Here is a 14,551-nt window from a genome sequence, read left to right on the forward strand (position 1 = left end):
CTAGATGAAGGTCTCCAAGCTCGTCAGAGATCCCGAGCCGGTTCCATCCGCTGTTCACCACGGCATCAGCAGGCGCCGGGCCATGTCCCTGGCGATCACGGCACTCGGGGGAACCGCGCTCGCCGCGTGCTCCTCCGACTCGGGGAGTTCGTCGTCGTCCTCCCGCGTGACGCTGAACATGTGGGGCTTCGCCGATCTCTCCAAGACGCTCGTCAAGCAGTACGAACAGGCACATCCCAACGTAAAGATCCAGACGAAGATCAGTGACTACGACGCCTCGCACCAGACGCTCCTGACCGCCCTGGCCTCCGGCCGGGGCCCGGACATCGCGCAGATCGCGATCGACTACATGGGCGAGTTCGTCGCCCACGCCTCGGTCTTCACCGATCTGCGCAAGCTCGGCGCCGAGTCGCTGAAGTCCCAGTACCTGTCCTGGCGTTGGGACGGCGGAGTCGCCTCCGACGGCTCGATCGTGGGCATTCCGACCGACGTCGGCGGGATGGCGATCGCGTACCGCACCGATCTGTTCGCGAAGGCCGGACTGCCCACCGATCCCGCCGCCGTCGGCGCCCTGTGGCCGACGTGGGACGACTACATCGCCACCGGCAAGAAATACGTCGCGGCGAGCGGAAAGAAGTTCATCGACAGCGGCAAGGCGGTCTTCCGCGCCGAGTCGAACCAGGGCGACCTCAAGTACGTGGACGCCGCCGGGAAGCCCGTCTACGACACCAATCCGCAGATCAGGAAGTCCTGGCAGGACGGGGTCGCGGCCATCGACGCCGGGCTCTCCGCCAACGTCGCGACCTACACCCCGCAGTGGGACACCGCGGTCGCCAACGGGACCATCTCCACCCTGATCGTGCCGGCCTGGATGCTCACCCAGGTCGAACAGCAGGCACCCGCGACGAAGGGCAAGTGGAACATCGCGGTGCTGCCGGGCAAGGTCGGCAACGACGGCGGCTCCTTCCTCGCCATCCCCAAGCACGCGCCGCACGCGCAGCAGGCGTACGACTTCATCAAGTGGCTGGAGGCGCCGGCCCAGCAACTGGCGCTGTTCAAGGAGAACAACACCTTCCCGACGGTGCCCGCGCTGTACACCGACCCGGCCGTCACCCAGTTCACCAGCCCCTTCTTCAGCAACGCTCCGGTCGGCAAGATCTACATCGCCAGTGTGCAGGGCATGAAGGCGCACCCTGTCGGCGCCCAGGACCGCATCGTGGAGAACCAGTTCGAGAACGGTCTCGGCCGGGTCGACCAGGGCAGTCAGTCCGGCGCGAAGTCCTGGTCCCAGGTCATGTCCGACGTCAAGCGCGAGCTTCAGGGGTAGGGGCCGGGAACGACATGACCACTTCACTGGCCTGGAAAGAACCCGTCACCGGGGGCCGAAGCGGTCGGGTGTCCAGCGCGTGGGAACGGTTCACGCCCTACGTCTACATCGCGCCGTTCTTTCTGCTGTTCCTGGCTTTCGGACTCGGCCCGCTGCTCTTCACCGGCTGGGTCTCCCTGCACAACTGGCAGTTGCTGGGCGGGGACCATCCCTACGTCGGGCTGCAGAACTACGGGGACATGCTCAACGATCCCCGGTTCTGGAAGGCGTTGCGCAACACCATCGGGATCTTCGTCCTGTCGACCATTCCGGGCATGGGGATCGCCCTCGCCCTCGCCTCGATGCTGAACAACAGCAGCCTGCGGGCGAAGACGTTCTGGCGCATGGCGCTGCTCGTGCCCAACGTGACCCCGTTGGTCACCGTCACCCTGGTCTTCGCGTCCATCTTCGGCCGCGACTACGGCCCGGTCACCTGGATCCTGCGGTCGCTGCACCTGCCGACCGTCGACTGGGGAGCGGACGCGCTGACCGCGCAGACCGTCATCGCCATCATGGTCATCTGGCGCTGGACCGGCTACAACACCCTGATCTACCTCGCGGCGATGCAGGCGGTCCCGTCCGCCCTGTACGACTGCGCGGAGATCGACGGTGCGGGCCGCTGGACCACGTTCACCCAGGTCACCCTGCCCATGATCCGCCCGACCATCCTGTTCACCGTGGTCACCTCCACGGTCGGCGGGCTCCAGATCTTCACCGAGCCCCTGCTGTTCACCTCCCCGACCGGGGGCAACAACGGCCAGGGACTGACCGTCACGCTGCTCCTGTACGGGCAGGCCTTCAACTCCTTCAAGTTCGGCTACGCCTCGGCCATCGCGATCGCCCTGCTGTTCATCATCCTGGTCCTCGCCCTGGTCAACTACGCCATCGCCCGCCTGATCAGGAGCTCCTGATGCCTGTGACGAGCAAGGAAAAGCCGCAGGTCGCCAACGTCGGCCGACCGGTGTCGCGGGCCGCCGGCAGGTCACGGCGTCAGTCACTGGACGCCGCCCGGCGCAGCAGGCGCGGCCGCACGTCATGGTTCACCTACGTCGTCCTGACCATCGCGGTGCTGCTCGCGCTCATCCCGCTGTACTGGATGTTCGTGGTCGGCTCCAACGACAGCTCGGCGGTGTCCCGGTTCCCTCCGGTCCTCACCCCCGGCGGGAACTTCGGCCACAACCTCGACGTGGTCGATTCGATGGTCCCCTTCGGACGGTCGCTCGCCAACAGCGCCATCGTCTCCGGAGCGGTGGCGGTGCTCCAGATGTTCTTCTGCAGTCTCGCGGGATTCGCCTTCGCCAAACTCCGGTTCCGCGGTCGTCGCGTGCTGTTCCTGATGGTGGTCGCGACCATGGCGCTGCCCAGCCAACTGGGCCTGGTGCCCATGTACATGATCATGTCCAAGCTGGACTGGATCGACACCTACTGGGCGCTGATCGTGCCCGGGGCGGTCTCGGCGTTCGGTGTGTTCTGGATGCGGCAGGTCGTCATCGGGACCATTCCGGACGAGCTCATCGACGCGGCGAAGGCCGACGGCTGCTCGACGTTCCGGATCTACCGCTCGATCGTCGTACCCAACATCCGGGGATCCGCCGCGGTGTTCGGGCTCTTCGCGGCGATGACCACCTGGAACGACTTCCTGTGGCCCCTGGTCGTCCTCAACACCCCGGACATGTTCACCTCCCAGGTGGCGATCCAGCAGCTGCGCACCCAGTACACCATCGACTACTCGACCGTCATGACCGCCTCCGTGCTGGCCACGCTGCCCCTGCTGCTGCTCTTCGTGGCCGCGGGCAAGCAGTTGGTCGCCGGAATCATGGAGGGCGCGGTCAAGGGCTGACCGGCGCCTGGTGCGCCGTACCCCTCGGGCATTCCCCCCGGTGAGCCATGCCCCGTGCCTGCGCACGCCGGCGAGCCGGACTGTTCCCGACGCCGTCACCGGATCCCGCTGGGATCACCAAGGAGAGACCTCATGCAGCAGGTCACCATTGTCCGTTCACCGGAAGCCGGCCCGCTCACCCGCCGGGCGTGCGAGGAACTGCGCGCCTTCGCCGGCCGGTTGTGGACGGCCCAGGTGGAGATATCCGAGGCCGACACGATCGCAGCCGGGCCGGACGGCGATGCCGTGTTGTCCATCGTGGTCGGTACACCGGATCAACCCCATGTCCGGGCCGCCCTCGCCGACCTCGGTGCCCAGGCAGCACCGGCCGGAGCCGACTCCTACGCCCTGCGGGGCGAAGGCAATGTGGTCGCGGTGGTCGGCGCCGACGACGCCGGGGTCCTCCACGGCAGCTACGAACTGCTGGAGCACCTCGGGGTCCGCTTCTACCTCAGCGGCGAATCCCTCCCCCGCCGCGGTCCGGTGGCCGTAACACCGTGCGCCGTCGACCGGGCGCCCGCCGTCCGGCTGCGCGGCTTCATGCCGTACACCGACTTCCTCACCGGACCGTCGACCTGGGACGAGGCGGACTACCTCCAGGTGATCGACAGCGCCGCGCGGCTGCGGATGAACCTCTTCTCGATGCACTTCTACACCTTCGAGCCGATCGGGCAGTTCACGTTCAAGGGGCAACGGCGAAGCGAGGCGTTCTGGGACACCTCGCGCACCACCCGCTGGCACAAGCGCCCCGGCCGGGTCTCGGACTTCGTGGCCGGCCGGGAGCACTTCGCCGACTATCTCGCCGACGACACCTTCGGGGCGCGCTCGGCGATCGACGCGACCACCCCCGAGGACCGCTTCCGCCTGGCCGAGGCCGACATCCGGGCCGCGTTCACCCACGCCAAGGAGCGGGGCATGCGCACGACCATCGGGATCGAGGTGACGGATCCGCCGTTGGAGTTCCGTGCGCTGGTCGATCCCGCCTCCCGGTACGGCGCGGACGGCTTCGGCATCTGCCCCAGCTCCGCGGACGCCCGTGAACTGCTGGCCGGTTGGCTGACCGGCCTGGTCAGCGCCTTCCCCGACGTGGACACGTACACGCTCTGGCAGTCCGAGAACGGTCCTTCGCGGTGGACGGCCGGCTGCACCTGCGAGCCGTGCACACGCTTCCGCGCGGAGCACCCGCTGCCCCGCTACACGATCGACGACCTGCTCGGGAAGGTCAGCGCCCAGGTCTACGACGTGGAGGACATCACCGAGACCGCGCAGACCTTCCTCCAGTGGGTGCTGCTCGGACACGACTTCCTGCGCGAACTGGCTCCGGGCAAGCAGGTCGCCCTGGCCGGCTGGTACATCGAGCACCTCTTCCGCGACGCCGCCCCCTATCTGCCGGAGGAGGTCGTGCTGTCCTCGATGACGGAGGTCGACCCCTGGGAGGCGCCGCCCCTGCTCGACCACTACCGGGGAGTGGACCGGGAGCGCTGGCTGATCAACTGGTGGGAGATCGACTTCCGGATGTGGCTGCCCCAGCCCAAGGTCAGCGCCTACCCGCCGATCATGGACAAGGTGCGGGCCTACGGCATCGACGGCGTCATCTGGCAGCACTGGCGCACCCGGACCGTCGACGACAACGCCCGCTACACCGCCCTGGCGATGTGGCAGCCCGACCTGACCCCGGACGCGTACTACCGGGACGTCTTCGGCGTCGAGTGGGGCGAGGAAGCCGCCGTCGAGGCGACGGAGGCGATGCGGCTGTTCGAACGGTACGAGCAGTGGCTGTGCCACGACCTCGGCTGGCAGGTCTTCGCGCAGGACTGGTATCCCCCGCTGATCAACCAGGCACTCGAGTTCATCGGCGCGCACGGCGCCATACCGCCGCAGATCGTCGCGGACGTGGAGGCGAAACTGGCCGAGATACCCCGGATCCGGGAACGCCTCGGCGAGGTGCGCGAGGCGCTGCGGACCGCGCGGACCAAGGCGGTCGTCCTGCGGGACGGCGACCGGCCCGGCTTCTGGGAACACCGGGTCGAGTTCTACCAGCTCTTCATCGACTGCCTGGAGCGTGTCGGCCAGGCCGCCCTCGCCTACCGCGACGCCACCTGCGGCGACCGGCCCACCGCGTCCGAGACACAGGCGCTCAAACGGGCCTACGAAGCCCTGCGCGCCGCCCCCGTGCTCGAACTGATCCAGAAGCTCGCCGACCGCGTCGAGGACCGAGGCGACCTGGGCACCCTGGTCAACCTCAACAACGAACTGTGGACCCGCTATCGCGGTGCGCTGGACGGCATCACGCGCTGGCTCAGCGACGCGGCCGTGGGCGGCCTGTGGACGCTGCGCATCCTCCCGGACGGCACCTTGAGGCCGCCGATCATGGGCCCCGACGCCCTGCGCCCCGAGGGGCAGTGGAGCTGACCCCCGCACCCACGGCCCTCGCGCCGGACGAGCAACGAAGGGATGAATCCAATGGGTAGGGAACGCCTCGAACGCTACAGCCTGGTCGGCCCCGAGGCCGAGCGCGCGGTGGTGGCCGGGCTGGCCGGCGGCACCGACTGGTTCCGCAGTGACATGCCGCGCAAGCGGATGAAGGAGCTGATGCGCCGCTCGGACGGGCCGGCGATCCGCGACACGGTCATCTGGCTGGGTGTGATGGCGGTGTCCGCCACGCTCGGCGTCGTCTTCTGGGGCGGCTGGCTCGCCGTCCCCTTCTTTCTCGTGTACGGGGTGCTGTACGGCTCCTCGTCGGACTCACGGTGGCACGAGTGCGGCCACGGCACCGCGTTCAAGAACCGCCGACTGGCCGACTCCATCTACCAGTTGGCCTCCTTCATGCTGATGCGGGACCCCACGGTGTGGCGGTGGAGCCACGCCCGGCACCACACCGACACGCTGATACTCGGGCGCGATCCGGAGATCGTGGTGATGCGGCCCGCCCGACTGGCCAGGATCCTCGCCAACTTCTTCGGACTGGTCGACGTACCGCTGTCGTTGCGCGTGATGGTCGTGCACGCGGCCGGGCGGGTCACGGCCGAGGAAGCCACGTTCATCCCGGAGTCCGAGCGCGCGAAGATCCACCGCACGGCACGGATCTGGCTCGTCATCTACGCGGCCATGATCGCCGCGTGTGTGCTGACCGGCTCGATCCTGCCGGCGATGCTCATCGGCGGACCGCGCGTGTACGGCGCGTTCATGCTCAACGTCTACGGCCTCACCCAGCACGCGGGGATGGGCGAGAACGTGCTCGACCACCGGCTCAACACCCGCACGGTGCACATGAACAGGATCAACCGGTTCCTCTACTGGAACATGAACTACCACGTCGAGCACCACATGTTCCCGATGGTCCCCTACCACCGGCTGCCCGAGCTGCACGAGGAGATCAAGGGCGATCTCGCCCCCGCCTACCCGTCGCTGTGGGCGGCCTACCGGGAGATCGTCCCCGCGGTGCTGCGTCAGCTGAAGGACCCCACGTACTACATCCGGCGCGAACTGCCGCCCGGCGCCGCTCCTTACCACCCGAAGTCCGACGGACGCGCCCTCGCGCTCCAGCCCGGCTCCCAGCCCTGAGGAGACGTCACGATGCCTGAGTGGATCGCCGCGTGCGCCGTGGACGACATCGACCCGGAGGACGTGATCCCCTTCCGGTACGACGGCGTGGACTACGCCATCTACCGCTCACCGCGGAACGAGTTCTTCGCCACCGCGGGCCACTGCACGCACGAGCGGATGCTGCTGTGCGACGGCCTGGTGATGGACCACACCATCGAATGCCCCAAGCACAACGGCCGGTTCGACTACACCACGGGCAAGGCCGCCGGAGCACCGGTGCTCGTCGATCTGCGGACCTTCCCGGTCAAGGTCGAGGACGGCACCGTCCACATCGGGATCGGTTAGGCAGCCGTGAGTGCCGTGCCGGGGATGGTGGTCGTCGGGGGCGGCGAGTGCGGCGCACGGGCCGCGTTCGCACTCCGCGAGACGGGCTGGAACGGACCGGTCACGCTGATCGGCTCCGAGGCCGTACCACCTTATGAGCGCCCGCCGTTGTCGAAGTCCGTGCTGACCGGGCCGCCGGCGTCGGCTCCGACGACGATCTGCGACACCGAGACGCTGAGGTCCGCGGGCATCGATTTCATCGCCGGGGTCGCCGCGACCGACATCGGTCGCGACCACCACGAGGTGGTGCTCGCGACCGGTCAACGCATCGCGTACCAAAGGTTGTTGGTGGCCACCGGAGCGAACCCCCGTCGCCTGCCGCTGCCCGGTGGCGCCGTCGACGGCGTGCACTGCCTCCGCAGCCACGGCGACGCGCTCGCACTGCGGGACCGATTGCGGCCCGGCGCCCGCATCGGTGTGATCGGCGGCGGATTCATCGGTCTGGAGCTGGCGGCGGCCGCGACCGCGCACGGTTGCGCCGTCACGGTGATCGAGTCGGCACCACGGCTGATGAGCCGAGGCGCGACCGCGCACATCGTCGACACGGTCACCGCGCGCCACGAACGGGCCGGCGTCGACGTGCGCTGCGGAACCGGCGTCGTTCAACTGGACCGCCGGGACGAGGAGTTGCTGCTCGAACTGACTACGGGCGAGACGCTGGTGTGCGACACGGTCGTGGTGGGCATCGGTGCCGTCCCGGAGACCTCCCTGGCGCGGAAGGCCGGCCTCGCCGTCGACAACGGTGTGCGGGTCGACACCCTGCTGACGACGTCCGACCCCGACATCTTCGCGGCCGGGGACTGCTGTTCATGGCCGCATCCGCTCTACGACGGTCGCCGCATCCGCCTGGAGTCCTGGCGCAACGCCCAGGACCAGGGCGGCGCGGCGGCACGGAACATGCTCGGCGCCGACAAGCCGTTCACGACCGTGCCGTGGTTCTGGTCCGACCAGTACGAACTCACACTTCAGATCACCGGGTTGCCCGACGCCGCCACGGCGGAGGTCGTACGACACCGCCCCGACGGCGTCGAGATCCGCTTCGGCCTCGGGCCGGACGGACGGCTCCTGTCGGCGAGCGCGGTGGGCACCGGAAACGCGGTGGCCCAGGACATCCGGCTCGCCGAACTGCTCATCGCCCGCCGGGCGACCCCGTCCCCGGAAACCCTGGCGGATCCGACCGCCGCCCTCAAGGCACTGCTGAAGCAGTTGCCTGGCTAAGGAGAGGAAATCCCGTGCGCAGTACCCCATTTCCGCGCTCCGGCGAACCGATCAGCCAGCTCGGTTTCGGCACCATGGGATTCGCCGGCTGGTTCGGCGACCAGGAGGAATCCGACTGGATCGACAGCCTTCTGTACGCGTTGGACCGCGGGGTGTCCTTCATAGACACAGCGCGCGCCTACGGCCATTCCGAGCGCATCGTCGGCAAGGCGCTGCGGCAGTGGTCCGGGCAGCGCCCCTTCGTCGCGACGAAGATCGAGTCACTCGCGGGCCCACGCGGCTGGGGCACACCCGTGGCGCCCGAAGTCACCTACCCGCCGGGGCATGTCCGGGCCAGTGCCCTGCGTTCGCTCCAGGAACTCGCCGTGGACCGGATCGACCTCGTGCAGCTGCACATCTGGTGGCCGACCTGGGGCGTCACCGGGTACTGGATGGATGAACTCCAGCAGTTGAAGGACGAGGGGCTGGTGCGGCATGTCGGCATCTCGATCCCCGACCACCGCTCGGACATGGCGCTGCCGTTGGTGGAGAGCGGTCTGATCGACTCCGTCCAGACCATCATCAACATCTTCGACCCGCTCGCCCTGGACAACCTCCTGCCTGCCTGCCGGAAGCACGACGTCGCGGTGATCGCCCGCTGCGTCCTGGACGAAGGCGGACTGACCGGCACCCTCACGGAAGACACGGTCTTCGCGGAGGACGACTATCGGAGCCGGTATTTCGACGAGATCGTGCCCCGCACGGTCTATCTCGAAAAGGTCGACGCACTACGGCAGTACGTACCGGCCCACGCCGGATCACTCGCCGCGCTGGCGCTGAAGTTCGTCGTCCAGTCCCCCGGCGTCACCACCGCGATCTCCTCGATGCATGTCAAGGAATTCTGCGAGGAGAACATCGCGGCGCTCGACGAACCGCCGCTGCCCGCCGAGGTCTTCGACCGACTGCGCTTCAAGCACCGGTTCATCAAGAACTTCAACGAGACCAAGATATTCGCGGAGCAGTGAACCATGCCCTCTCACACCGAAACAGTCCGCTGGGAAGAGCTGCTGCCGAGGGAGTTCGAGCAACGGCAGACACAACTGCCCCTGGCCTACCTTCCGATGGGGCTGTGCGAGCCGCACGGGCACATCGCGGCCTTCGGCCTCGACACCCACAAAGCGGTGTACCTCTGTGAGGAATCCGCCCGCCGGTTCGGCGGAATCGTCGCACCGACCCAGACGTACCACATCCATGAAACCGGTTATCACCGGCCCTGGTTGAAGGAAGTCGTGGGCGACATCAATCCGCGGTTGGGAAGCCTGCCCCCCGATGTCGTTCTACGGCTCCTGGTCTTTCAACTGCGGGCCTTCGTCAACGCGGGTTTCCGCGCCATCGTCGTCGTCACCGGGCACAACGCCAACCAGGCCGATCTACGGCTCGTCGCCGAGGAGTTCCGGCGCGCCCGTCCGGTCCCGGTCGTCGCCGTCAGCGATCCCGAACTCGTGGCCGGAGAGTTCGAAGGAGACCACGCGGGACGCTACGAGATCTCCCAACTGATGTATCTACGCCCCGAACTGGTCGAGTTGGACCGCCTCGACGACCGCTACAGCAGCCCCTGGGGCCGCTTCGCCCAGGGTGAGGACGCCCATCTCGCCACCGCGAGCGAGGGCCGCGCGATCATCGAGAGCAGCCTCGCCGCACTCAAAGCCATCGTCGAGAACTGCGCCCCCTTGCCCGGCAGCGAGGACATCCCCTTCATGCCCCTCGACGAAGCCGAGCAGATCTGGCAGCGGGTGGCCGCCCGCACCGACGAGTGGTGCACCCTGCGGGAGGATCAATGACCACGCCCCGGGCGGCCCGGGCCGTCACGATGTGGGACTACTCCTGGCTGCTGCGCCGCTCCGGTGACGAGGCGGAGTACGCGGATGTCGAGCGGGTCCTCGACGAACTCGCCGAGCGCGGCTACGACGTCGTACGCATCGACGCCTTTCCGCACTGGATCGCCGCCGACAGTTCCGGGCGGCGGACCGACGAGATCACCGCTCTGCCACAGCCCGCGGGATTCATGTGGGGAAACCATGCGACGGTCACCGTGCGGCCGCGTACGGCATTGCTCGAGTTCCTGGCCGGGCTGCGCGATCGGGGAATCCAGGCGGGGCTCTCCAGCTGGTTCACTCCCGACTCGACCGGACGTGCGGCGCAGGTGGTCACTCCGGCCGATCTCGCCCGCGTCTGGTCGGAGACGCTCGGGGCGATCCAGGAAGCCGGTCTGCTCGACGCCGTGGCCTTTGTCGATCTGTGCAACGAGTGGCCGGCCTGGGCCCCTGGCATCGGCAGGCACGTGTTCGGTGAGATCCATTCGGTCTTCGCGCTCACCGAGCTGTTCACCGACGAAGAGATTCGGCGCATCGACAGCTATCAGGAGTCGCTGACCGCGGTGAAAAGGGAGTTCCCCGGAATTCCCTTGACGTTCTCGTACTACCTCCGAGGCGTCACACCGCCGTTGAGCACGGACCTGATGCGGCTCTCGACGGACGCCTTCGACTTCGCCGAGCCCCATCTGTGGCTCGCCGCGGGATGCCCGCGGTTCGTCGCCACGACGAAATGGACCGGCGACTTCGAGAACGACGTCCGCGGTCTCGCCGAACACCAGCATCTGGTCCAGCAGCACTACGCGGCCGAGCGGGACACGTTCCTGGCCGAGCTCGCGGACCTGCTCGACGTATGGCGGGACTGGGCGACCGAGCGCGGATTGCCCCTGTGGACGACCGAGGGCTGGGCCTCGGTCGGCTGGTCGCCCGATCTCGTGCCCGGTTGGGACGGGTGGGACTACGTCAAGGACGTCGCCGAGGCGGCGGTCGGCCTGGCGCTGGACCGCGGCTGGCAGGGGATCTGCACGAGCAACTTCTCGCAGCCGCACCACATCGGGATGTGGGCGGACGCCGGTTGGCACCGCGCGCAGACCGCCCGCATCCGGGGCGGCGCGTCCCCGGGCGCGCACTCGACACCGGAAACCTTCACGGCCGTAGGCCGCCCGTCAGAGGAGACACTGTGACCACACCTCAGTGGGCCCCGGGATGTGACATCGACGCCGTCCTGGCCGCGATGACCCTGCCGGAGAAGCTCGCGCAACTGACCTCGCTGTGGCCGGAGGGCAGCGGCCCGCCCGGAGAGACCGTGGCGCCGATGCAGGACGAGTTGCTCACGGACCCGGCCGAGGCCGCGTCGCCGCTCGAACACGGCGTGGGCCAGTTCACCCGGCCGCTCGGCAGTCGCGCGGGTGCCGTGACAGAACGTCTGGAGTACGCCCGCGCCCTGCAACGCGATGTCGTACGGCACAGCCGGTTCGGGATCCCGGCCCTGGTGCACGAGGAGTGCCTGACCGGGCTCCAGTTGTACGGCGCCGCCACCTACCCCTCCCCGCTTGCGTGGGGCGCCAGTTGGGACGCGGAGCTGGTGCGCGAGATGGGCGGGCAGATCGGCTCGACCATGCGGCAACTGAACATCCATCTGGGCCTGGCGCCGGTGCTCGACGTCGTGCGCGACCCGCGCTGGGGCCGGGTGGAGGAGTGCATCTCCGAGGACCCGTACCTGATCGGCGTCCTGGGTACCGCCTACGTCGACGGCCTCCAGTCCACCGGAGCCGGCGCGACCCTCAAGCACTTCCTCGGCTACTCGAACTCGCGCGGCGGACGCAATCTGGCGCCGGTGCACGCGGGGCCGCGCGAGATCGCCGAGGTGTTCGCGCTGCCCTTCGAAATGGTGGTCAAGAATGCCCGCCCGTCCGCGGTGATGCACTCCTACGCCGAGATCGACGGCATCCCGGTCGCCGCCGACCCGCAGCTGCTCACCGAACTGCTGCGCACGCGCTGGGGATTCGACGGCGTGGTGGTCGCCGACTACTTCGGGATCACGTTCCTGCACACCCTGCACGACGTGGCCGCCGACGCCGGTGAGGCTGCGGTGCTCGCGCTGTCCGCGGGGATCGACGTCGAGTTGCCGGCGGGCCGCGCCTATCTGGACCCGCTCGCCGAACTCGTCCGCAAGGGCACCTTCCCCATGGAACTCGTGGACAAGTCGGTGCGGCGGGTCCTACGGCACAAGCTCGAACTCGGCGTGTTCGCCGAGGCGGTGGAGGACGCCCGGGCGGTCGATCTGGACCCGCCGGCCTCGCGTGCGGTGGCCCGACGGCTCGCCGAGGAGTCGGTGATCCTGCTGAGCAATCCCCAGGGGATCCTGCCGCTGCGTCCGGTCGGCAGGGTGGCGGTGGTCGGCCCCAACGCCGACGCTCCGGAGGCCATGCTCGGCAACTACAGCTTCACCAACCACATCCAGACCCCGCCGGGCACGCCGATCGGCATCGAGCTGCCCACCGTACTGGCGGCGCTGCGCGAGCAACTGCCCGACGGGACCGAGGTAGTTCACGCGCCCGGCTGCGCTGTCCGTGCCGACGAGGAGACCGAGGCGGAGGCCGCCGACACGATCGCCGCCGCGGTGGTAGCGGCCGAGAACGCGGACGTGTGTGTCGCCGTCGTCGGCGACCGCGCGGGGCTGTTCGGACGCGGCACGGTCGGCGAGGGAAGCGACGCCGCGACGCTGGAACTGCCGGGTCGGCAAAGGGTGTTGCTCGACGCGTTGCTCGGTACCGGTACCCCGGTCGTGGTGGTGCTGGTCACCGGCCGGCCCTATCCGATGGGTGAGTTCGCGGACCGGGCAGCAGCGGTCGTCCAGGCGTTCTTCCCGGGTGAGGAGGGCGCGCCGGCCATCGCGGGCGTGCTGACCGGACGCGTCAACCCGAGCGGGCGGCTGCCGGTCAGCATTCCCCGGGACAACGCCGGCCAGCCCTACTCGTACCGGCATCCGCGGCTCGGCGGTCCCAGTCCGGTGTCGAACGTGGACCCCAGTCCGTTGTTCGCGTTCGGGCACGGCCTGTCGTACACCACCTTCACCCGCGACGAGGTGCGCGTCACGGCCGACCAGTGGGACACCGCGGGCACATTGTGGGTGCGGTGCCGGGTCCGTAACGACGGTGAGCGTGAGGGCGCCGACGTGGTGCAGCTCTACGTGCGCGATGTGGTCGCCTCGGTCACCCGGCCGATGCGCCAGTTGCTGGGCTGGGCGCGCGTCGACCTGGCGCCCGGCGAGGCGCGAGTCGTCGAGTTCACCGTGCCGGCGGACCGACTCGGCTTCGTCGGGCGGGAGTTGGCGTGGATCGTGGAACCCGGGGAGTTCGAGTTCTCGGTCGCGCCCTCCGCCGAGGCGCCCGGGACCGGGACAACGGTCGAGTTGCAGGGCCCCGTTCGCGTGCTGACCGAGGAGCGCGCACTGCTCACGTCCGTGCAGGTGCTGGACGAGGAGGCGTAACCCGGGCCCCGGGTGTTCAGGGGAGGAAGGCGATCCGGGAGCGCTGTGCCTGTGCGGTGTTCCCGTGGGTCGCCCGGTACTCGGCGGGGGTGACGCCCCGTTCCTTCTTGAACTCGTTGCTGAGGTGGCTCTGGTCGTAGAACCCGGTCCTGTCTGCGATCACCGACAGAGGGAGGTCCGATGCGGCCAGCAGATCGCACACGGCCATCAGCCGCACCCGCCGTAGGTACTGGTGCGGGGTGGCGCCGAAATGCGCCTTGAAGGTGCGGCTGAAGTGACTGGGCGAGAGGGAGACGCTCGCGGCCAGCTCCTCGACGGAGAGGGCCCGGGTGTACTCGCGCGAGATCAGTTCCACCGCGGGCGTCAGGGTGAGCAGCCGGCGCGAGACGGCGTCCCGTTTGGTCAGCGCCCGGGTGACCCCCACGATCCCGATCGGCGTCCCGCCCTGCGGGCGGATCGGGGTCTTGGTGGTCAGGTACCAGTCGTAGGAACCATTGGGGTTGCGCACCAGCTCGACGAGATCGATCAGGGCCTCCCCGGTGGACAGCACCTGCTCGTCGTGGCCGCGGTAGTGCTCGACCAGGTACTCGGGCGAGAGGTCCTCGTCCCGCAGGCCGAAGAGTTGCCACGGGTGGCGGTATCCGAGCAGTCGGGCGAACGGCTCGCTGCACGCCACGAACCGGCGCTCGCCGTCCTTGACGAAGACCCGGACGTCGTCGATCCGGTCGAACGCCTGGAGCAGGGCGTCGCCCAACTGCGCCGTGAGTTCCGGCTGCGCATTCTCGTCACTGGTCATGGTCACCTCTGCCCCATGG

12 protein-coding genes are annotated in these 14,551 nt (G+C 68.8%); 11 read left to right on the top strand and 1 reads right to left on the bottom strand.

Features of this window, described 5'->3' with window-relative positions; translation table 11 throughout:
- The first annotated feature begins 4 nt into the window (after positions 1-4).
- The 11 genes from ACWD5F_RS07625 to ACWD5F_RS07675 all read left to right on the top strand — a co-directional run bounded on the left by ACWD5F_RS07625 (position 5) and on the right by ACWD5F_RS07675 (position 13,736).
- Positions 5-1,327: an ABC transporter substrate-binding protein gene (locus ACWD5F_RS07625; RefSeq protein WP_451252075.1), complete on the top strand. Its 1,323-nt coding sequence runs from the start codon at positions 5-7 to the stop codon at positions 1,325-1,327.
- A gap of 14 nt (positions 1,328-1,341) precedes the next feature.
- Positions 1,342-2,277, top strand: a complete 936-nt coding sequence (locus ACWD5F_RS07630; protein WP_401715333.1) for a carbohydrate ABC transporter permease — start codon at positions 1,342-1,344, stop codon at positions 2,275-2,277.
- Entirely contained in the window at positions 2,277-3,206 is a 930-nt protein-coding gene (locus tag ACWD5F_RS07635) for a carbohydrate ABC transporter permease (protein ID WP_401715335.1), read from the top strand. Before ACWD5F_RS07630 ends, ACWD5F_RS07635 begins: the two co-directional genes overlap by 1 nt.
- A gap of 132 nt (positions 3,207-3,338) precedes the next feature.
- Complete coding sequence (locus ACWD5F_RS07640) at positions 3,339-5,657, top strand: hypothetical protein (RefSeq protein ID WP_451252077.1); 2,319 nt, start codon at positions 3,339-3,341, stop codon at positions 5,655-5,657.
- 51 nt (positions 5,658-5,708) lie between these two features.
- The gene (locus ACWD5F_RS07645) at positions 5,709-6,809 is read left to right on the top strand and encodes a fatty acid desaturase family protein (RefSeq protein WP_451252079.1); all 1,101 of its coding nucleotides are present in this window, start codon (positions 5,709-5,711) and stop codon (positions 6,807-6,809) included.
- A 12-nt stretch (positions 6,810-6,821) separates the two neighbouring features.
- Positions 6,822-7,136, top strand: coding sequence for a MocE family 2Fe-2S type ferredoxin (locus ACWD5F_RS07650; RefSeq protein WP_451252081.1), 315 nt, complete (start codon positions 6,822-6,824; stop codon positions 7,134-7,136).
- A gap of 24 nt (positions 7,137-7,160) precedes the next feature.
- Positions 7,161-8,393, top strand: a complete 1,233-nt coding sequence (locus tag ACWD5F_RS07655; RefSeq protein ID WP_451252083.1) for an NAD(P)/FAD-dependent oxidoreductase — start codon at positions 7,161-7,163, stop codon at positions 8,391-8,393.
- A gap of 14 nt (positions 8,394-8,407) precedes the next feature.
- Complete coding sequence (locus ACWD5F_RS07660) at positions 8,408-9,397, top strand: aldo/keto reductase (RefSeq protein WP_451252085.1); 990 nt, start codon at positions 8,408-8,410, stop codon at positions 9,395-9,397.
- 3 nt (positions 9,398-9,400) lie between these two features.
- Positions 9,401-10,213 (top strand): creatininase family protein, encoded by an 813-nt coding sequence (locus tag ACWD5F_RS07665; protein ID WP_451252087.1) that lies wholly within the window; start codon positions 9,401-9,403, stop codon positions 10,211-10,213.
- Positions 10,210-11,427, top strand: coding sequence for a cellulase-like family protein (locus ACWD5F_RS07670; protein ID WP_451252089.1), 1,218 nt, complete (start codon positions 10,210-10,212; stop codon positions 11,425-11,427). The genes ACWD5F_RS07665 and ACWD5F_RS07670 overlap by 4 nt, the downstream gene beginning before the upstream one ends.
- Complete coding sequence (locus ACWD5F_RS07675; RefSeq protein ID WP_451252091.1) at positions 11,424-13,736, top strand: glycoside hydrolase family 3 N-terminal domain-containing protein; 2,313 nt, start codon at positions 11,424-11,426, stop codon at positions 13,734-13,736. Before ACWD5F_RS07670 ends, ACWD5F_RS07675 begins: the two co-directional genes overlap by 4 nt.
- A 16-nt stretch (positions 13,737-13,752) precedes the next feature.
- On the opposite strand, the gene ACWD5F_RS07680 is transcribed toward ACWD5F_RS07675, so the two are convergent.
- The gene (locus tag ACWD5F_RS07680; protein WP_451252093.1) at positions 13,753-14,532 is read right to left on the bottom strand and encodes a helix-turn-helix domain-containing protein; all 780 of its coding nucleotides are present in this window, start codon (positions 14,530-14,532) and stop codon (positions 13,753-13,755) included.
- Positions 14,533-14,551: the final 19 nt, after the last annotated feature.

The organism is Streptomyces sp. NPDC002499, from assembly GCF_053595415.1.

Coding starts and splice junctions, on each gene's coding strand:
- ACWD5F_RS07655 (WP_451252083.1), top strand. CDS start 7,161: ATGGTGGTCGTCGGGGGCGGCGAGTGCGGCGCACGGGCCGCGTTCGCA.
- ACWD5F_RS07625 (WP_451252075.1), top strand. CDS start 5: ATGAAGGTCTCCAAGCTCGTCAGAGATCCCGAGCCGGTTCCATCCGCT.
- ACWD5F_RS07635 (WP_401715335.1), top strand. CDS start 2,277: ATGCCTGTGACGAGCAAGGAAAAGCCGCAGGTCGCCAACGTCGGCCGA.
- ACWD5F_RS07645 (WP_451252079.1), top strand. CDS start 5,709: ATGGGTAGGGAACGCCTCGAACGCTACAGCCTGGTCGGCCCCGAGGCC.
- ACWD5F_RS07650 (WP_451252081.1), top strand. CDS start 6,822: ATGCCTGAGTGGATCGCCGCGTGCGCCGTGGACGACATCGACCCGGAG.
- ACWD5F_RS07670 (WP_451252089.1), top strand. CDS start 10,210: ATGACCACGCCCCGGGCGGCCCGGGCCGTCACGATGTGGGACTACTCC.
- ACWD5F_RS07680 (WP_451252093.1), bottom strand. CDS start 14,532: ATGACCAGTGACGAGAATGCGCAGCCGGAACTCACGGCGCAGTTGGGC.
- ACWD5F_RS07665 (WP_451252087.1), top strand. CDS start 9,401: ATGCCCTCTCACACCGAAACAGTCCGCTGGGAAGAGCTGCTGCCGAGG.
- ACWD5F_RS07640 (WP_451252077.1), top strand. CDS start 3,339: ATGCAGCAGGTCACCATTGTCCGTTCACCGGAAGCCGGCCCGCTCACC.
- ACWD5F_RS07630 (WP_401715333.1), top strand. CDS start 1,342: ATGACCACTTCACTGGCCTGGAAAGAACCCGTCACCGGGGGCCGAAGC.